General features: G+C 69.1%; 17 protein-coding genes. 14 read left to right on the top strand and 3 right to left on the bottom strand.

Going from position 1 to position 18,393, the window contains the following annotated elements:
• Positions 1–121: 121 nt before the first annotated feature.
• Positions 122–2,854 carry a carboxypeptidase regulatory-like domain-containing protein gene (locus HUA74_RS36910; RefSeq protein WP_254625425.1) on the bottom strand — a complete coding sequence of 911 codons (2,733 nt, stop codon included), beginning with the start codon at positions 2,852–2,854 and terminating at the stop codon, positions 122–124.
• A gap of 295 nt (positions 2,855–3,149) precedes the next feature.
• Here HUA74_RS36910 and HUA74_RS36915 point away from each other — a divergent pair, with 295 nt between their 5' ends.
• The 4 genes from HUA74_RS36915 (at position 3,150) to HUA74_RS36930 (ending at position 7,077) form a co-directional block, all read left to right on the top strand.
• Positions 3,150–3,821, top strand: coding sequence for a phosphoribosylanthranilate isomerase (locus tag HUA74_RS36915; RefSeq protein ID WP_174458342.1), 672 nt, complete (start codon positions 3,150–3,152; stop codon positions 3,819–3,821).
• A 150-nt stretch (positions 3,822–3,971) separates the two neighbouring features.
• Positions 3,972–4,916: a patatin-like phospholipase family protein gene (locus HUA74_RS36920; RefSeq protein ID WP_174458343.1), complete on the top strand. Its 945-nt coding sequence runs from the start codon at positions 3,972–3,974 to the stop codon at positions 4,914–4,916.
• A gap of 95 nt (positions 4,917–5,011) precedes the next feature.
• A complete protein-coding gene (locus HUA74_RS36925; protein ID WP_174458344.1) occupies positions 5,012–5,797 on the top strand; it encodes a hypothetical protein in 786 nt (261 codons plus the stop codon).
• Between the two features lie 71 nt (positions 5,798–5,868).
• Positions 5,869–7,077, top strand: a complete 1,209-nt coding sequence (locus tag HUA74_RS36930; protein ID WP_174458345.1) for a proprotein convertase P-domain-containing protein — start codon at positions 5,869–5,871, stop codon at positions 7,075–7,077.
• Between the two features lie 163 nt (positions 7,078–7,240).
• Here the strand turns inward: HUA74_RS36930 and HUA74_RS36935 are convergent, their stop codons facing one another.
• Positions 7,241–7,948 carry a TVP38/TMEM64 family protein gene (locus HUA74_RS36935; RefSeq protein WP_217442127.1) on the bottom strand — a complete coding sequence of 236 codons (708 nt, stop codon included), beginning with the start codon at positions 7,946–7,948 and terminating at the stop codon, positions 7,241–7,243.
• Positions 7,949–8,330: 382 nt separating this feature from the next.
• On the opposite strand from HUA74_RS36935, the gene HUA74_RS36940 reads away from it, so the two are divergent.
• The 9 genes from HUA74_RS36940 to HUA74_RS36980 all read left to right on the top strand — a co-directional run bounded on the left by HUA74_RS36940 (position 8,331) and on the right by HUA74_RS36980 (position 15,853).
• Positions 8,331–8,801, top strand: coding sequence for a general stress protein (locus HUA74_RS36940; protein WP_141648802.1), 471 nt, complete (start codon positions 8,331–8,333; stop codon positions 8,799–8,801).
• Positions 8,802–8,838: 37 nt separating this feature from the next.
• A complete protein-coding gene (locus HUA74_RS36945; RefSeq protein ID WP_141648803.1) occupies positions 8,839–9,177 on the top strand; it encodes a hypothetical protein in 339 nt (112 codons plus the stop codon).
• A gap of 31 nt (positions 9,178–9,208) precedes the next feature.
• Positions 9,209–10,429, top strand: a complete 1,221-nt coding sequence (locus tag HUA74_RS36950) for a cation:proton antiporter (RefSeq protein WP_174458347.1) — start codon at positions 9,209–9,211, stop codon at positions 10,427–10,429.
• Positions 10,426–11,724 (top strand): cation:proton antiporter, encoded by a 1,299-nt coding sequence (locus HUA74_RS36955; RefSeq protein ID WP_174458348.1) that lies wholly within the window; start codon positions 10,426–10,428, stop codon positions 11,722–11,724. Before HUA74_RS36950 ends, HUA74_RS36955 begins: the two co-directional genes overlap by 4 nt.
• A gap of 36 nt (positions 11,725–11,760) precedes the next feature.
• Complete coding sequence (locus HUA74_RS36960) at positions 11,761–12,372, top strand: L-threonylcarbamoyladenylate synthase (protein WP_141649487.1); 612 nt, start codon at positions 11,761–11,763, stop codon at positions 12,370–12,372.
• A 63-nt stretch (positions 12,373–12,435) separates the two neighbouring features.
• Positions 12,436–13,380 (top strand): hypothetical protein, encoded by a 945-nt coding sequence (locus tag HUA74_RS36965; protein WP_174458349.1) that lies wholly within the window; start codon positions 12,436–12,438, stop codon positions 13,378–13,380.
• A gap of 97 nt (positions 13,381–13,477) precedes the next feature.
• Entirely contained in the window at positions 13,478–14,407 is a 930-nt protein-coding gene (gene xerD, locus HUA74_RS36970) for a site-specific tyrosine recombinase XerD (RefSeq protein WP_141649342.1), read from the top strand.
• Between the two features lie 135 nt (positions 14,408–14,542).
• Positions 14,543–15,163 carry a Uma2 family endonuclease gene (locus tag HUA74_RS36975; RefSeq protein ID WP_174458350.1) on the top strand — a complete coding sequence of 207 codons (621 nt, stop codon included), beginning with the start codon at positions 14,543–14,545 and terminating at the stop codon, positions 15,161–15,163.
• Between the two features lie 69 nt (positions 15,164–15,232).
• Entirely contained in the window at positions 15,233–15,853 is a 621-nt protein-coding gene (locus HUA74_RS36980) for a Uma2 family endonuclease (protein WP_174458391.1), read from the top strand.
• 9 nt (positions 15,854–15,862) lie between these two features.
• Here the strand turns inward: HUA74_RS36980 and HUA74_RS36985 are convergent, their stop codons facing one another.
• On the bottom strand, positions 15,863–17,047 hold the full coding sequence (locus HUA74_RS36985) for a DUF4388 domain-containing protein (protein WP_141649433.1): 1,185 nt from the start codon (positions 17,045–17,047) through the stop codon (positions 15,863–15,865).
• A gap of 282 nt (positions 17,048–17,329) precedes the next feature.
• Between HUA74_RS36985 and trpS the strand changes: the two genes are divergently transcribed.
• Positions 17,330–18,379, top strand: a complete 1,050-nt coding sequence (trpS, locus tag HUA74_RS36990) for a tryptophan--tRNA ligase (RefSeq protein WP_174458351.1) — start codon at positions 17,330–17,332, stop codon at positions 18,377–18,379.
• The last annotated feature ends 14 nt before the right edge of the window (positions 18,380–18,393 follow it).

The raw sequence follows: 18,393 nt of genomic DNA on the forward strand, positions 1-18,393 counted from the left end.
ACGCAGCGCCTCGCGGGGAGTTCGTGAGAGGGCGTCGTCGGGCTCCGGACGATTCCCGTCGCGGGATGTCGCGTGGTGGATGGGTGGGGCACGGGGCCTCACCCTGGGGGGCGGTGTCCGCTCAGGGGGCGCGGGTGAGGGTGATGGGGTAGGTCCGCGTGTCGCGGCGGATGAGGAGCGTGGCGGGACTGCCGGGTGCGCCCAGCTCCCGCTCGCGTGCCTCTCCGGCGGTGACGACGGTGGCTCCGTCGATGGACTTCACCACGTCCCCTGCGCGGATGGCGTCTCCGTGAAGGCCGTCCTGGACTCCTCGCACGAGGACCTCGTCTCCATCCATGCTGAAGAAGACACCGAGGCGACCGGGCTCGACTCGGGGAGGCCCCAGCTTCCAGTCGCCCACGTCCAGCGCCTTGCCCGCGGTCAGCTTGAGGGTCTTCTCCGCGCGCTCCGTCTTCTGGCTCCACGCGATGAGCCGGTGCTCACCCGGCGCGACGTCCTCCACACGGAAGCGACCATCCGCTCCGGCGGGGGGAGAGGTGAGTCCGTCCACGTCCACGAACGCCGCCGCGAGGGGCGCGCCAGTCGCATCGACCAGCCGTCCGGAGATGACGCCTCCGGCCTCGACGATGATGTCGACCTGGGTGGTCTTCCCCGCGACGCTCGTGGCCTCCGCCTTTCCGGCCCGGCCATCCGGCAGCGTCACCGAGACGGCCACCTGTCCCGCCGGAACGTCCTCGACGACGAAGCGAGCGCCCGCGAGCTCCAGCTCCTGACGCGAGAGGAAGTCGTCCTCGCTCTTCGTCGATGACACCACCAGCTTGAAGCCGTCGATGTCGCGTCCTCCCGCCGAGCGCACCGCTCCCGCCAGTCGCCCGCCGGGTTGGAGCTGGATGACCAGGGTCCTCTGCGTGTCGGGCACGGAGAGCAGGTCACCCCGTCGTCCGCCATTCGTCGCCCAGATGTGCAGGGCCTTGGTGCCCAGCGAGTCCGCGACGATCAGGACCTGTCCCGAGGCATCCGTCATGTCCTCGAGGAGAATTTCGCTGCGGCCCGCCTCGCTGCCCATGACGGTCGCCGAGACACTGGGCGCGCCGTTCGGTTCGAGCACCGTGACGGCGAGGGCTCGTTTCGCCTCGCGCACCCGCAGGTCCACGCGCTGCATCTGGCCGGCGGCCACCTCCACCACCTTCTCCTGGTCTCCGCTCTGATTGCCTGCCTCGGAGAGCCACGCTGCGACGTGATACGTGCCCGCGCGAACGCGCATGGACCAGGCGCCATCCGCCGCCGCGGAGATTTGGTGCGCCTCCGTACGCGCGTCCTTGACTCGCAGCGCGTAGACGGTGACGGGGCCCGTTGGAGCGCGTCCGTCCTCCATCTTGACGGTTCCCTCGAGTGTGCCTTCGCTCGACAACTGGATGCGGACCTGGCTTGTCTGCCCGGGGTTCACCATCACCCGCTCGCGCACGTGGGTCTGGCTTCCAGGATGCTTGACCGCCACGTGGATCTCCCCGGGCGGGACGTCTTCGAGCGTGAAGGCACCTTGGGCATCCGTTACCGCCGTCAGGGCGCCTTCCACGGGGGCCATGCGCCAGCGTCGCTCGGGCGTGGCGTGGATGCCCGCGAGCGGCTTTCCCTGCTCATCCACCACCGTGCCTTCGATTCGCCCATTCGCATCCAGCTCCGCGAGCAGCTCGAAGCGCTGCCCGTCGAGCACGGTGACGCCGTCGCGCTTGAGCGAGCGGAAGCCCCTGGCCTGGACATTCACGGTGTACGCACCCGGGGCGAGGTTGCCCACCTGGAACCGTCCGTCCGCACCGGAGAGCGCGCTGCCGACCTCGGCGGGCGCCGCGTCGAACGAGAAGGCCAGGGCGCTCGGTGTGAGGGAGATGTTCGCGCCGGCGATGGGCTCCCCAGTGCCCTTGCGACGCACGACTCCCGAGAGCGAGGCCGCCGTCCCCAGGCGGATGCGCACGTCACGCACCGTCATCCCCGCGCCCACGACGACGCGCTCGGGGGCCGTGCCCGTCAGGTCTCCATGTCGGGCGGTGACGCGATAGACGCCGGGCGGGACGTCGAGCGAGAAGCCACCGCCCGCGCTCGACTCGGCTTCGAGCGTCTCGCCCATGCCGGTCGCGGTGATGCGTGCTCCGGGCGCGGGCTTGCCATCCGGAAGCTCCACGAAGCCCTCGATGAAGGCCGACCCGTCCAGCTCGACGAGGAGTCCCGAGGTGGGGACCAGGACCCGCGCGAGTCGTCTGGCGGCATGTCCTGGAGCGAGGGCTTCGAGCTGGTACTCACCGGGCGCGAGGCCCTCGGCGCGGAAGACGCCGCGCGCATCGGCGGAGGTGACGTAGCGCTCCTCCTCGGGAACGAAGGCGGTGTCCCTGGCGGCCGAGGACAGCAGCGTGCGTGGGGTGAGGATGAGCTGCGCGAGGGGCACGGGCGCCTTGGACGCGCGCTCCACGACGGTGCCCTCCAGGATGGCTCCGGTCCCGAGCACCAGTCGCACCTGCGTCCGCGCTTCGCCCCGAGGGCGGGTGAAGGCCGCGCGAGCGGGGGCGCGTCCCGAGGACTTCGCGGCGATGAGGTAGTGCCCCGGTCGCGCGGGAAGTCGAAGCGTGCCCGAGGCATCGGTGGTGCCCTTGCCCGCGATGAACCACGCTGGACGGCCCGTCGCCGGGACACGCGGTCCCTGGAGGTAGAGCGTGACGTGGGCGCCCGCGAGGGGACCTGTGCCATCGAGGACCTCGACGTACACGGTGCCCTCGTCCTCGCGCATCGGGTCGGTGACGGGGGGCGTGCCCGACTCCGCCGTGGGCGTCCGGGCCGTCGTGGTCCCCGTCGAGGCTCCCAAACTCGTTGGCGCCTTCGCAAGCGGAGGTGCATCCAAAGCAGGGGCGGCTGAAGTGCCAACCGGAGCGGGGCTCCCGCGCAACCAGAGGACCGCGCCCACGAGGACCGCGAGGAGTGCGACCACGAACAGTGTTTTTCGGTTCATTTCGTCTCCAGGGGCGACATCCTGGATCCATACGGCCCGTGAATTCCAGGGGCGCTCATGTCCCGGGGCGCGCGGCTCGGGCGCCGTGTTGTCGCGGTGCGGAGGCGTCCGCGCGTGATACCTGTCGGGCGCGTCGGCGCGGAGGACGGAAATGGAACCGGTTCGACATGTCCGGGTGAAGGTGTGCTGCATCTCCTCGCGGGAGGAGGCACGGCTGGCGGTGTCCTGTGGCGCGGCCGCGCTGGGGCTCGTGTCGAAGATGCCGAGCGGCCCGGGTGTCATCGACGAGGGGCTCATCACGGAGCTGGCCAGCCAGGCGCCCCCTGGCATTTCCACCTTCCTGCTCACGTGCGAGGAGGACGCCGACCGTCTCGTCGCGCAGGCCCGCCGCACCCGGGTGAACACGGTGCAGGTGGTGGACCGGGTGGGCACCGCGGTGCTCCGTCACGTGCGGGCCTCGCTGCCCTCGGTGAAGCTGGTGCAGGTGGTCCACGTGGTCGATGCCACCTCCGTGGACGAGGCGTGTGACGTGGCGCGTGAGGTGGATGCCTTGTTGCTCGACTCGGGCAACCCGGCCCTGGCCGTGAAGGAGCTGGGCGGCACCGGCCGCGTGCATGACTGGGCCTTCAGTCGGCGCATTCGCGAGGCGGTGTCGGTGCCCGTGTTCCTGGCTGGCGGCCTCAATCCGGAGAACGTGGGCGAGGCGATTCGCGCCGTGGGCCCGTTCGGGCTGGATGTCTGCAGTGGGCTGCGCACGGGCGGGCACCTGGATGAGGAGAAGCTTCAGCGGTTCATGCGCGCGGTGCGGGCCGCCGAAGGCTGACGCGCGTACGAGTCCAGGGCCCACCGCCGGACAGCGGGCCCGTGCCTCGGGGCGATTCTGGAAGGGAGAGGGCGTGCCTATCTCGTCCCGCTGATGCGCGGGCACGGGCCTTCTCCGGGCGGTTCGCGCGAATCCCCAGCGAGGTATGCCATGACGGATCGTCCCGCGACGCTCGTGCTCTCAGGTGGTGGCGGCAAGGGTGCCTTCCAGGTGGGCGCGGAGCGGGTGCTGCGCGAGGTGCATGGCTTTCGATGGGAGCGCGTCTTCGGCGTGTCGGTGGGCGCGCTGAACGCCGCCGTCATCGCCCAGAACGAATATGAGCGACTCACGAACCTCTGGATGAACCTCCGCGAGTCGGACGTGTACCGGAAGTTCCCGTGGCTCGTCGTCGCACTGCGGCTCGGGGTGCTCAACAAGCTGGGGTTCTACGACAACACACCCTTGAGGGACCTCGTCGAGCGCAACCTCGCCGGACGTCCCTTCGCCATTCCCGCGCACGTGGGTCGCGTCTCGCTCACCTCGGGCCTGTACGAGCTGGTGTCGAGCGATGCGAGCGACTTCATCCCGGCCGTCTGGCAGAGCGCGACAATGCCCGTCATCTGGGAGCCCATCGGTCCTCAGGCCATCGTCGACGGTGGGCTGCGCAACGTCACGCCGCTCGGCGATGCGCTCGGCTATGCACCCACGGAGATTGTCGTCATCGCCTGCTCGTCGTCCCGCATCGAGCCGATGCGCTATCCCTCCAACATCCTGGACGTGGCCCGGCGAAGCCTCACCGACATCACCCTCAACGAAATCCTGATGAACGACGTGGACGTGTTCGTCCGCATCAACGACATGGTCAGGCAGGCCCACGAGCAGGGCACCACGCTCCTGGCTCCGGATGGAAAGCCGTATGTCTATTGCCGCATCACGGTCATCGAGCCGACGGCGCCCATGGGAGACACGCTCGACTTCTCACCGGAGATGACGCGCATGCGCATCCGTCACGGTGAGGACCGCGCGCGCGCCATCATGCGGCCCACCGGAGTGGGTCCTGGGGAGCGCATGCCTCCGCGCATCGCGGCGCAACTGGAGCCCGTGCTCCATTCGTGAAGAAGCGTGTCGTCGCCGTCCGGCTGTGACGAATCCGTGTCCCCTCGTTACGATGGGCTCCGCGCCGTGGAGTCAGCGGGCGTGGGAGGCACACCGTGGGCGAGCTTCAGAGGACGGCGCAGGCGCCTGCTGGCGCGGAGGAGTCCCCGGCCACGGAGCGCATCAAGGCCCTGGTTCCCCGGGCCCTGTCCGCGTCATCGGCGGAGGAGGGGGCGCGACTGGGGGATGACCTCAATGCGCTCCTGCTCCGACTCCCCTCGGAGCCCGAGCGCGACGCGAGCGCGGCGCTGCTGCGCAGGCTCCTGGATGACGGCGCGCTGGTGGGACTGGGCACGGAGAAGATGCCCGCGAGCATCGCCGCCACGAAGGCCTTGCTGGACCTGGGTTATCCGAGCGCACTCGAGGTCGACCCCCAGCACCTGGAGGCCCTGCGCCGTTGGGAGCGCGAGCGCACCGGTCTGCCGTGGCTCACCATCCTGGTGACGCTGTTTCTCGTGGTCATCGCGCAGGTGGCCGTCGTCACGCTGGGGGCCCCCGTCAACAGACCGTTCGACCCGATGATGTATCACCCGGATGCCGTGGCCCTTCAGCTCCCACCCGAGCCGCGCTGGTTCACTGGCTACGTGGGCCTGGTGAAGGACACGTCCCTCAAGGTGCTGGGCCTCCAGTTCCTCGCGGGGGCCACCGCGTTCCTCTTCACCGTGGCAGCGGGGCATTGGCGCAAGGGCCGGGTCCTGGCGCGCCGGGCCTTTCTCTCGCTCTCCGTGCTCGGGGGACTGGTGGCCGTCCTTCAGCTCCCCGCGGGGCCCTGGCTGAGCCTCGCCACGTCCATCGCCGCCGTGGGTGCCTTCATCTCGGCCGCAAGGCTGAAGGCCCCCTGAAAGGCCCTCGGGGGCCCGGTTGTGACGTCTCTGTTGGACACCGGGTCGGAGACCTGGAGTACACGGGGAGCATGACCTACAACTTGATGCGGTTTATACCGCTTTCCGTTCTTCCCCTGATGCTGAGCTGTGGCGTTCCTTCCGAGGAGGCGGCGCCCGCCCTCCTGGAGACGCAGGCGCAGGCCCTCGCGACGGGCACGCCGGCGTCCACCGGGGTGCTGGCCTTCCTCAACAGTCGCTCCACGACGTTGGCGGTGTTGGACTTCGAGGTTCCGCTCAACGCGCTCACCGCGCAGAGCATCATCGCCCACCGCAACGGTCCGGATGGTGTGGAGTTCACTGCGGATGATCGCCACTACGTCTCCATCGAACAGGTGGATGCGATTGCCCAGGTGGGCCCGGCCGCGCTGGCCACGCTGGAGGCCTACGTCCGTGGGACGGGCCGCGTGGAGATGCCCCTGGACGAGCAGGTGGGCACCTTCCACGGCGTGGCCTTCAACCTCGCCGAGGCCCGGCGGGTCGTCGCCGCGGCGAACACGGAGAGCCTGGCGGCCCTCCAGAACACCGTGGGACTGAGCGCGAGTCAGGCGCAGGCCATCGTCGCCGCGCGTCGCATCGACCACATCGTGGAGCTGTCGCGGGTGGCGTTCATGAATGGCGCCGCGCTCCAGGGGCTCAAGAATCATGTCGCCCTGGCTCCCGACGGTGATCCATGCACGGGCCCGGCGACGTGTCAGGCCGGCCTGTCGTGTCAGGGGTTGGCGTTCGGAGGCCCCATCGCCTACGGGCGCTGCCGGAGCAACGCGCCGATCGCGGGTGACAGCGACAGCTGCTCGGTGATGCGTCCGTGCCAGCCGGGGCTGGTGTGCTCGGGCTCCGAGTCCGGCTCTCCCGAGGGCATCTGCCGTCCGGCGTGGATGGCGGGCACCTTCACGAACTACTCGGACCTGGCGCTGCCCGGCTCGACGGTGCAACTGGTGTCGGTGGTCGGCGTGGTGGGCCTCGCCACCGTGCCCGAGGACATCACCGTGGTGCTGGACCTGCTGCACTCCTCGTCGTCCAACCTGGTGCTGACGCTGGAGGACCCGGGTGGTGAGACAGCCCTGCTGTGGAACGGGCCCACCGAGGGCAGGCCCCCGTCCCGCATCCCGGTGACGCGTGGAATCCCGCGCGATGGGACCCTCAACGGCAAGTGGAAGCTGCACATCTCCAACCCCGCGGGGCAGGGGAGCGGCACGCTGCGAGAGTGGTCCGTGAAGCTCACCAGCCGCTTCGACTGACGTCGCGTCGTCACCACCGGGAGGCCGTGAAGAACCCGCGCGGCCTCCCGGCCGTCGCCGCGTGACTCACTCGCGAGACGACGCGCGGGTCGAAGCCGAAGTCGACGAACGACACGGATGCAGGGAACCTTTGATGCCGCGCGGGTGTCCGCGTCGCGCGGCGTCACCAGGTGGCTGGAACACCATCGCTCTTCGGGGGCGTGCGCGGCATCGTCGTCGAGCCGCCGAGGCCGGGAACCGTTGTCTCGTCTCGCGCATCTGATTCGGGCGAGGTGGCCTCCGACTCCTCGGTGAGTTCCTTGTAGAAACGACGCCCGATGAAGACGCCCAGCACCAGCGAGACGACGAGACCGGCGGCGGACACCGCGGTCATCACCGTGCGCCCCTGGGCCAGCCCACTGCCGAACTGCGCGGTGAGAAAGGTCCCTGGAATGGTGCCCAACATCACGCCCGCGACCGAGGGCCAGAACCGCGCGCCACTCGCCGCGGCGGCCACCAGCATGACGTCGGTGGGACACAGCGGGTTGATGCACGCCATGAAGGCGAAGAGGAAATCGTGGCGCTTGGCCGCGCGCACCAGCGCTGGATATTTGCCCCCAGCCAGGCGCTTCATCGGCCGAGTCCCCAGCTTGCGTGCCAGCACGAAGAGCAACATGGCAGACAGGAAGCTGCCCGTTAGTGAATAGAGGGTCGCTGCGAGCGTCCCGAACATCATTCCGCCCACGGCGGTCAAGAGCTGCCCGGGCAGTAGCGTCAGGGGGCGCACGGCAAGAAACGCGATGTAGGCCAACGGCGCGGCTTTACCCAGAGGGGACAGCAGATCCGCGATGTAGCGCTGATCGATGAAGTCCGGTCCGAGCAGACGGAGCATCAACAGTCCACCGACGGACACGAGCATCGGTGCCAGGACTCGGAGCCATGTCTTCGCCACCTGCGCCACGCAACGCCTCCCTCGGGCGCCCTGAAGCGCGCGCCGCGGGCATGAAGGTGAGTGCCGGTCCGGGAATCGGCAATGCAGAGGGAATTGTTTTCAACAAGAGAGCGTCCTGCCGGGCATGCCTCCGCCCGGAAAGTAAGCAGGGCGAGCTTGTCCAACCGCATGAAACCATTGGGGTTTTGGTGTGGTGGGTCAGGCGAGAACGGCTGGCGGTGTACGGAGCTTGCTTGCATCGGGGCGCTTCCGTCCCAAGGTTTCAGGCAAGGGGCATCGAGGCGCGGGATGGGGGCAGGCAGCCAAGAGAGGAGAGGGCGCAATGTCGGACAAAGACAACAAGGGCAGCATGACGGTGGCCGAGGCGGGACGTAAGGGTGGAGAGACGGTCCGAAACGAGCGGGGTCGCGAGTTCTACGAGACCATCGGTCGCAAGGGCGGAGCCACGGTGAAGGCCGAGCGGGGTCGCTCGTTCTACGAGGAGATCGGCCGCAAGGGCGGCGAGACGGTGAAAGCCGAGCGCGGCGCGAAGTTCTACGAGGAGATCGGCAAGAAGGGCGGGGACCGCGTCAAGGCCACCCGCGGGCCGAACTTCTACGAGGAGATTGGCCGCAAGGGTGGGCAGAAGGTGAAGAAGCTCATCGAGGAGGGCAAGCGCGCGGCTCGTGCGGCGATGGCGGCCCAGGAAGGCGCGGCACCGGCGCAAGAGGGAGCCGCACCGACGACTCCAACGACTCCTGCGACCCCGGCGGCTCCTTCCGGTGAGACGGCGGGCCCCGGCCAGAACGAGTAGCGTGGCGCCTGGCGCGCGGACCCGCTAAGACGGCCGCGTGTACCTGGTCATCACGTTCCTCGAGCAGATGGAAGGGACCGAGCGAGCCATCCGTCGGCTCCGGGAGTTTGGAATCCCGGAGCCGCTGGTGGTCCGAGCTCGGAGCGCGGCCGCGGCGTTGTCCGCCGAGGTGCCCGTGTTCGCGGGGCTGCGAAGTCTGGCCCTGGGCGCGGACGAAGACCGCGTGTTGCTGGTGAGCATGTTGCCCGCCGTCTCCGCCGAGGAGATGGAGCGGATGATTCAACGGGTGCAACTGGAGATGGATGCGGACGATCCACCCATGGGCCGCCTGGTCGCCCTGCCGGTGATCGCCGCGCCGACCCACCGCCGCTCGTGACGTGAAGTCGCGGCCGGTGTAAGCAAGTCTCGTGCAAGCGCTGCTCGTCTTTCTCGCCATCGCGGCGCTGTCCCTGCTCGCCTCGAGTCCGGCGTTGGACTCCGCGCGATTCCCGGCGCTGGCGCGGCTGGCGGCGGGCGGGTTCCTGTTCCTGCTCTTCGGCGTCGTGCTGGGGCCGTCGGTGGTGGGGGTGTTGTCGGTGGAGGACCTGCGCCTCTTGCGGCCGGTGATGGCGCTGGGGCTGGGCACCGCGGGCGTCATCCTGGGGTTGAACCTGGAGCCCCGGCTGCTGCGGCTGTTGCCCCGGCCGGTGTACTCGGCGGCGCTGGCGCACGCGGGGACGGCGTTCCTCTTCGTGGCGGTGCCGTTATTCGTGCCGCTGCTGTTGACCTTGAGGCCTTCGTTCCATGCGGCGGTGGGAGCCGCGTCGCTCCTGGGCGCGGCGGCGAGCCTGTCCTCGGGGCACTTCGCGGTGCTGGCGTACCGGGGTGGGCGGATGGACCGCGCGCGGGGCCTGGGCGTGGCGCTGCTGACGATGCTGGATGACGCGGTGGGGCTCGTGGTGCTGGCCCTGGCGCTGCTCCTGGGCGCGGCGCCCACGGTGGGCGAGGGGCTGGGGCTGGTGTGCCTGGCGCTGCTGCTGGGCATCCTGTGTGGCGCGCTCCTGGCGTACCTCACCCACGCGCTGAAGGACCCGGCGGAGCTGGCGACGGTGACGCTGGGAATGGTGGCGCTCGTGGGCGGCGCCGCGGCGTATCTGCGGGTGTCCGCGCTGCTCGCGGGCGTGGCGTGCGGGGCGACGCTGGCGCTGGTGGGAGGGCGGACGACGGAGCGGGTCGCGCGGGCCCTGGGGCGGGTGGAGCGGCCGGTATTCCTGGTGCTGGTGTTCCTGGTCGGCTGCGGGGTGTACACGCGCGACTGGGCGGCGTGGGCGCTGGTGCCGGGCTTCGTGGGGCTGCGCTTCCTGGGGAAGGTGGTGGGCGGCACGTTCGCGCAGCGCCTGGCCCAGGGCGTGTTGGAGCTGCCACCCCGGGTGGGCTACGCGCTCATCGCCCAGGGCGGCCTCGCGTTGTGTCTGGTCGCCGAGTACCAGCTCCTCGTTCCGGGTGGACTGTCGCGCCGCGTGCTGGACGTGGTGGTGGTGGGCGCGGTGGTGAACGAGCTGTTGGCCGGTCAGGCCTTTCGCCAGGTCACCGCGCCGTTGCCCCGCCCGCGGCCCGTGACTCCTCCGGACGTGGGGGTGGCGACATGAAGAGCGCGGTGTTGCGGCTGCTGTTGTTGATGGGGCTGTTGGCCATCATCAGCCGGGCCCAGGTGTTGCGCGCGGACTCCGGCACGCCGGTGACGCTGGCGGCGGGGGCGCTGCTTTTGTGCGGCCTGTTCGCGGGCAAGGTGGCCAAGGGGATGGGGTTGCCCCGGCTCACGGGGTATCTGTTGGTGGGCGTGGCGGTGGGGCCGTATGTGCTGGGCTTCATCCCGGGCGAGGGCGTGAAGGGCCTGGACCTGGTGAAGGGGCTGGCGGTGAGCCTCATCGCGCTGGTGGCGGGCACGGAGCTGCGCCTGGGGCTCATCCGCCGTGTCGGCGCGCGGGTGGCGCTTTTGTGCGCGGCCGTGTGTGGCGTGACGTTCGTCGTGTGCTTCGGGGCGACCATCGCGCTCAAGCCCCTGTTGCCCTTCCTGGCGCCCCTGACGCTGCCGCAGGCGCTGGCGGTCAGCGCGTTGATGTCCACGGTGGTGGTGTCGTTCTCGCCCACGGTGACCATCGCCATCGTCCAGGAGACGAGCGCGCGGGGCTCGTTCACCGAGTTCCTGATGGCGCTGGTCATCATCGGCGACCTGTTCGTGATGGTGGCCTTCGCGCTGGCGGCGGGACTCACGCGCGCGAGCTTCGGCGGCGGCCTGGACGTGGCGGGGCTGTTGAGCGGGGTGGGGTGGGAGCTGTTCGGCTCGGTGGTGGTGGGGGGCCTGCTCGCGGTGGCGATGCTCGTCTACATGCGGGGCGTGAAGCAGGAGTTGCCGCTGTTCCTGGTGGGCCTGTCCTTCGCCGCGGCCGAGGGTGGCACGCGCCTGCACCTGTCGCCGCTGCTGGTGTCGCTGGCGGCCGGGGCGCTCATCGCCAACCTGGATGAGCGCGAGGGTGAGCGCATCCACCACGCGATTCAACGCGCGGGCCTGCCGGTGTTCGCGCTCTTCTTCGCGGCGGCTGGCGCGGGGCTGAAGCTGGATGCGTTGGTGACGGTGGGGCCGGCGGCGCTGCTGCTCGTCGTGCTGCGAGGCGCGGCCATCTGGTTCGCTTGTCGACGCTTCGCGCCCAAGGAGGACCCTCGGTTGAAGAGCCACCTGTGGATGGGGCTCATCTCCCAGGCGGGCGTGACGTTCGGGTTGGCGGCGCTGGTGTCGAGGACGTTTCCCTCGTTCGGCCCGCATGTGGAGGTGCTCATCGTGGCGATGATCACCGCGCACGAACTCGTGGGCCCGGTGCTCACGCGACGTGCACTGACGGCCAGTGGCGAAGTCAGGACGGACGAGGCGCCGGGAACCGCGTAGGCTCGACAGCCCCACGCAGGAGGCAGGAAGGACATCATGGCCGCACCCATCCTCGAGGTGGACATGGAGCACCCCTCACCGCGCCACATCCAGCGCGCCGTGGAGGTGCTCGAGCGCGGCGGGCTCATCGCCTATCCGACGGACACGTACTACGGCATGGGCTGTGACCTGGGCTCGAAGCGGGCCATCGAGCGGCTCTACCAGCTCAAGGGGCGCGACAAGAAGAAGCCCCTGTCCTTCCTGTGCCCGGACCTGTCGGACGTCGCTCGCTACGCCCACGTCAGCAATTTCGCGTATCGAACAATGAAGGGTCTCACCCCGGGTGCGTTTACCTTCGTCCTCGAAGCGACGCGATTGGTGCCCGATTTGATGATGACCAAGCAGAAGCAGGTCGGTATCCGGGTCCCGGATGCCCCCCTGGCTCGCGAACTGGCTCGGGCACTGGGGCGCCCTCTGGTGACGACGTCGGTGAGCAATACTCAGGGTGAGCCGCTCACGGACGCACGGGAGATCAAGGAGGAGTTCGGCCACGGGCTGGAGCTCATCCTTGACGGGGGTGTGACGTTGAACGAACCGTCGACAGTGGTTTCACTCATCGGCGATACGCTTGAAATCCTCCGGCAGGGCAAGGGTAGGCTGGAGGACTGAAACTCGAACAAGAAGAGGGGGGCCACCGTGGAATCAGGGGCCGCGGAGCCAGCGCGAACGGACATGTCACACCAAGTCCCTTCGCCTGTGAGGTTGCTATTGCTGCTGTTGTTTCGTCCGGTGGACCTGCACTACAGGCTCCGGGCGGCGGGAATCCTCGCGCCAGGGGGGCGCATCGGCCAGTTGTGGCGAGAGCAAGGTGAGGGTGGACGCGCCGCGGGGCTCTATGTCCGGCGGATGTTGCTCTTGTTGGTGGTGGGCTCGCCGCTGATGACGGCGCTGGTGGGGCTGGGGCTGTACTGTGCCGGCATTCCACTTCGCGGCGGCTGGGCGGTGTCCGCGTTGTGTTGTTCGGCCGTGGGCCTGGCGCTCGCACAGGTATCGGGACTCGCGGCCGGGGTGCTGTTGGGCTCGCTGGCCAGTCTGTCCATGCTGGTGGGGTTGCACGCCACGGCGGCCGGGGCCTTCGGACCGGTGCTCGGGGGCGGGGCGGGAATCGCGGTGGGGGCCTGCCTGGGCATGGTGTCCGGGCTGTCGGTGGGGAGCATCGCGAGCATCTCCGGTGGACGAGGCCCGTCCGTGTGGCGGGTGCAGACGGCGGCCATCATCACCAGCCTGGTGCCCATGCTGGTGTGGAGCCGTCAGGCCAATGTGTCCTTCGCGGGCGCGGTGGCGGCGGCGGCGCTGGTGGTCTTCCTGGTCAGCGCGTTCCGACTGCCGCTCTACGCGCTGGAGGTGCTGGCTTCGGCGGTGGCCTACGCCGTGGAGCGGTGGACGGGGCGCCCGACGCTGCAGTGGGTTCCCGTGCGCCACCACAACCTGAGCTATCTGCCGCATCCGTTCCTGGGCAGACACCTGGCGCTGGCGGTGCGCTCGCGGCCCGCGGAGGTGCTCGCGGTGGCGGATGCCTGCCTGCGCTCGCCGGGGAACATCCTGGTGGGCTGGCCGTGGGTGGTGCAGGCGCTGGAGCGCGCGTCGACGGAGGGCGCGGGCGGGCCGCATCCCTGAGTCCGGGGCCCGTGGGGTCGGCTGGCCTGGGGCCTGGGTGTCGTGACACGTACGTCGCCAGATTGCCTCCGCGCGGGGCTCCGCTAGCCTGGGGGGCATGGAAGGATTGCTCGACGCGTTCATCGCCTTCATCCGCGCGGAGCGTGGGCTGTCCGGCAAGACGGTGGACGCCTATGCCTCGGATCTCACCGTCTACTTCGAGGACCTGCGCGCACGGGGCGTGGAGGATGCGACGCGGGTCCGGCAGGAGGATGTGACGGCGCACCTGTCGTCGCTGTCCAAGGGCGGGCTGGGCAAGCGCAGTCAGGCACGGCACCTGGCCGCGCTTCGGAGCTTCCACCGCTTCCTGGTCGCCGAGCGACTGGCGGACAAGGACCCGACCGAGGATGTGGACACGCCGCGCTCGGCGAAGAGGCTGCCGTCGTTCCTGACGCTGGAAGAGGTGGAGCAGTTGCTGGCCGCGCCGGACGAGCGGACACCTGCGGGGCTGCGCGACAAGGCGATGCTGGAGGTGCTCTACGCCACGGGCCTCCGCGTCAGCGAGCTGTGTGGGCTGGGCGTCAACGACGTGCAGTTGAGCGCGGGCTACCTGGTGGCGAAGGGCAAGGGCTCCAAGGAGCGCGTGGTGCCGTTGGGGCGCGTGGCGGTGGAGAAGACGCAGGAATATCTGGGCAACTCCCGCCCGGCGATGCTCGGTCGGCGTGAGTCGCGGGCCCTGTTCGTGACGCCCCGGGGTTCGGGCTTCACGCGGCAAGGGTTCTGGAAGCTGCTCAAGCGGTATGCGCTGAAGGCGGGCATCCTCAAGCCCCTGTCCCCCCACAAGCTGCGGCACTCGTTCGCCACGCATCTGGTGGAGCGCGGGGCTGACTTGAGGGCCGTGCAGCAGATGCTCGGACACGCGGACCTGGCCACCACGCAGATCTACACCCACGTCAACAGCGCCCGCCTGCGCTCCGTCTACGACGAGTTCCATCCGCGCAGCGACGTGTTCGTCCCCAAGCCGAAGAAGCGGAAGACGGCGTCGTAACTCCGCGCGTTCCGGGACGTGGCGGCCGGGGTGGACCCGACATGTCAGACCGGCCGGTAGACTGCCTACGTACGAGGTAGACACCCTTCAGGGTAGGGTGTTACGGATGGAATCCCAGAGGTTCCATCGACGGAGGTGGGCGTGGGACGGGGCAAGGGTCGGAAGCCGGCGACGTACGAGGACATCGAAGCGCTGCCGGTGGGGTGGGTGGGGGAGATTGTCGAGGGCTTGCTGTACGCGTCGCCGCGCCCGGCGGTGGGACATCTGCACGTGGCATCACGGCTCGGGGCATTGCTCGTTCAGCCCTTCGACTGGGCACGGGGTGGTCCCGGGGGCTGGTGGTTCCTGGACGAGCCGGAGATTCATCTGGGGCCGAATGTCGTGGTGCCGGACCTCGCGGCCTGGCGACGCGAGCGGGTTCCGGATCCCCCGGACCCGGAGACCCCGTGGCTCTCGCTGGCTCCCGACTGGGTTTGCGAGGTGCTGTCACCTTCGACGCGAAGCACGGACCGCGTTCGCAAGCTGCCGCTGTACCACCGGAGCGACGTGCGCCATGCATGGCTCATCGACCCGTTGCGGTGTTCCCTCGAAATCTATCGGAGCGGGAACCGGGGCTGGGACCGCGTGGGCCTTCATGAGGGGCCCGTCGTGATTCGTGAGGAGCCCTTCGAGGCGGTGCCGCTCGACCTGGGATTGCTCTGGCTGCCACGTCGTGGCGTGACGGGACCCAAGGGCGATGCTGCGACTCCTCCTTAGGCTGTCTCCGCCGTGGGTTTGAAGACTTGAGGTTTGGGTACCGCGGATGGAATCCCAGAGGTTCCATCGATGGAGGTGGGCGTGGGACAGGGCAAGGGTCGGAAGCCGGCGACGTATGAAGACATCGAAGCGCTGCCGGTGGGGTGGGTGGGGGAGATTGTCGAGGACTTGCTGTATGCGTCGCCGCGTCCAGCGGTGAGGCATCTGCAAGTGGCATCACGACTCGGGATCCTGCTGGGGATGCCCTTCGAGTTGGGGCCGGGGGGGCCGGGAGGCTGGTGGTTCCTGGATGAGCCGGAGCTGCACTTCGGGCGAGATATCCTCGTCCCGGATCTGGCGGGCTGGCGTCGGGAGCGGCTTTCGGAGCCACCGCATGATGTGCCCTGGCTGACGCAGGCGCCGGATTGGGTTTGTGAGGTGTTGTCTCCCTCGACGGAGACTAAAGATCGGCTCCGCAAGCTGCCCGTCTATCACCGTGAAGGCGTGCGGCATGTGTGGCTCATCGACCCCGCGCGGCGCTCGCTGGAGGTGTATCGCCATGGCTCCGGGGGCTGGGAGCCGGGAGCGCGCCATGTGGGCGACGTCATCGCGCGCGTGGAGCCGTTCGAGGCCGTTGCCCTGGCGCTCGACCTGCTCTGGTTGCCCCGGCGCGAGGCGGAGCGCGGCGAGCGCACTCCGTCCACGCGTTGAGGGACTGGCTCAGGTGCCCACGTTGACGGCGGGGATTCCAAACGGCTCCGTGCTCGTGCGCCGCGCTTCGGCGGATGCCTCGGCTTCGGGCAGCGGGGCGACATGAATCAGCCCGCTGGCCATCAGCCGGTGCACCGAGCGCGACGCGGCCAGCTCACCCATGGCCGCGGTGCGCAGGGCCTGCCGGATGCTCCGGCTGCCGCGCAGCTTCGAGTACAGGTAGAGGTCATCCGCCGTGAGCTGCGATGGGGTGGGGCGGGGAATCGGCTCGAAGACGAGCCTGCCGTCCAGCGCGAAGAGTTCGTCGCTCAGGGCCAGCGTCAGCCGCACCTCGGCCTCGCGATACAGCGCGTGGGCCTCGGGCACGGGGCCTCGCTCCAGAATCTGGGCGGCCAGTGCCACCGCGTGGTCGTACTTCCCCGTCTCCAGGAAGCGCTTCACCAGGGTCAGGAGATCAGCCAGCTCCGCGGCCTCGCCCACCTTCGGGCCCTTGGCCATCCGGGGTGACAGCGCACCACGACGGTACAGGTGCAGAATCCACCGTGCCGCGAACAGTGGGGCCTCCTTCGCCGTGGCCAGCATCTCGCTCAGGGTGGCGCCACCCGCCGCCAGCTCCAGCAGCTTGTCCTCCTCCTCGGAGAACGTCTCCACGGCGAACTCGCGGAACACCCTGAACGTGGCGTCCAGGTGCGGGAAGACGTCGCGGAACATCGTCCACTCGCGCAGCCGTGTCACCGCGTCCCGGTGCAGGCCGTTGAGCGAGAGCTTCAGTCCCACGGCTCGGGAGGTGGGAGGCAGCTTCGGCGTGAACTCCACCTCTCCCGACTCCCAGCCGTAGCAGTCGAAGAGGGCCTCGCGCGCCTTGTGCTCCATCGCCTCGATGAGCCTGGGCAGCTCCACGAAGCAGCGCTGCACCAGGAAGGTGCCGTACGGCGTGCCCGCGCCCTCCGCCGCCTCGAAGGCCGCCGCCGCTCGGGGCGCGTCCAGGATGCGCAGGTTCACCAGCACCTGCGCCAGGTGCTCCCGAGGGTCATTCGAACTCTCGCCCACCAGGAAGCCGTCCTTCACCTGGAAGCAGCGTTGGATGGCGCCTCGCTCCACCCTCAGCGTGCCCTCCACCCCGGCACCCGAGAACAGCGGCGGCATCACCATCTGCAGGCGATAGCTGGCGAGACTTCCCTTGAATGACTCCATGCCGGTTCGTCCTCCCGAGGTGAGGCTGCTCGCAGGTGAGGCGCTCAGGGTACCGCTCCACCCACCGCCGCTCAACCGCAAGCCCTTGGAATCCCTCAGGATTTATGTGCGGGTCGGAATTTTTCAGGCTGGGGCGCGGCGGGCATTCAGCAGGCAACGGACGCCAGCACTCCTGAACGGAAGGTTGCAGGGGCGCGGCGGGTATGCGAACCACCCACGCTCAATGATTTCAGATTCAGGAAGTGAATCTGACCCTTTTGACTCGCGATTCGGAACCCAGACATGCGGACCCTCTCAGGCGTGCAGTCCTCCGGAAAGCTGCACATTGGCAACTACTACGGCGCCATCCGCCAGTTCGTGCAGCTCCAGGATGTGAGCGAGGCGTACTACTTCATCGCCAACCTGCACGCGCTCACCACCGTGAGGGACGCGAAGCTCGCGCTGGAGCTCACGCGCGAAGCCGCCCTGGCCTACCTGGCGCTCGGAGTGGACCCGAAGAAGGCCGTCCTCTTCCGTCAGAGCGACGTGCGCGAGGTGCTGGAGCTCAACTGGATTCTGGGCACCGTGGTGCCTCACTCGCACCTGGAGCGGGCCCACAGCTACAAGGACAAGGTCGCCCGGGGCATCTCTCCGGACTTCGGCCTCTTCGCCTACCCGGTGTTGATGGCCGCGGACATCCTGCTCTACGGCACGGACACCGTCCCCGTGGGCAAGGACCAGATTCAGCACGTGGAGTTCGCCCGCGACTGGGCCGTGAAGTTCAACACCGAGTACGTGAAGGGCTATGACCCGGCGGACCCCGAGGGCAAGGAGCGCGGGCACACGCCCGGCATCCTCAAGCTGCCCTCCGCCCTCGTGCAGGAGTCCACCCAGACGGTGCCCGGTATCGACGGCAGGAAGATGTCCAAGTCGTACGGCAACACCATCGACCTGTTCGGCGAAGAGAAGGACATCAAGAAGCGCATCATGTCCATCAAGACGGACTCGACTCCCGTGGAGGCGCCCAAGCCGGTGCCGGGAACGGAGCGCTCGGCGGACGCATCCATCGTCAGCGAGGTCCCTCTCTATGACTTGCTCAAGCTGATGCTTCCGGAGTCCGAGTTCGCCGAGGTGGACGCTTCCTGGAGGGCGGGAGGGAAGGGCTACGGGGACTTCAAGAAGCGGCTCCTGGAGGCCTACCTGACGACCTTTGGCCCGGCCCGTCGGCGGTACGCCGAGCTGGTGAGCGACCCGGCCGAACTGGAGCGCATCCTCCAGGACGGCGCGAATCGCGCTCGGGAAGAGGCCTCCCGGTTGATGGACAAGGTCCGGCGCGCGGTGGGCATCCCGTGAGGTCCTGGGCCTGA

This window comes from Myxococcus sp. CA051A, assembly GCF_013336705.1.
Classification (GTDB): Bacteria; Myxococcota; Myxococcia; order Myxococcales; family Myxococcaceae; genus Myxococcus; species Myxococcus llanfairpwllgwyngyllgogerychwyrndrobwllllantysiliogogogochensis.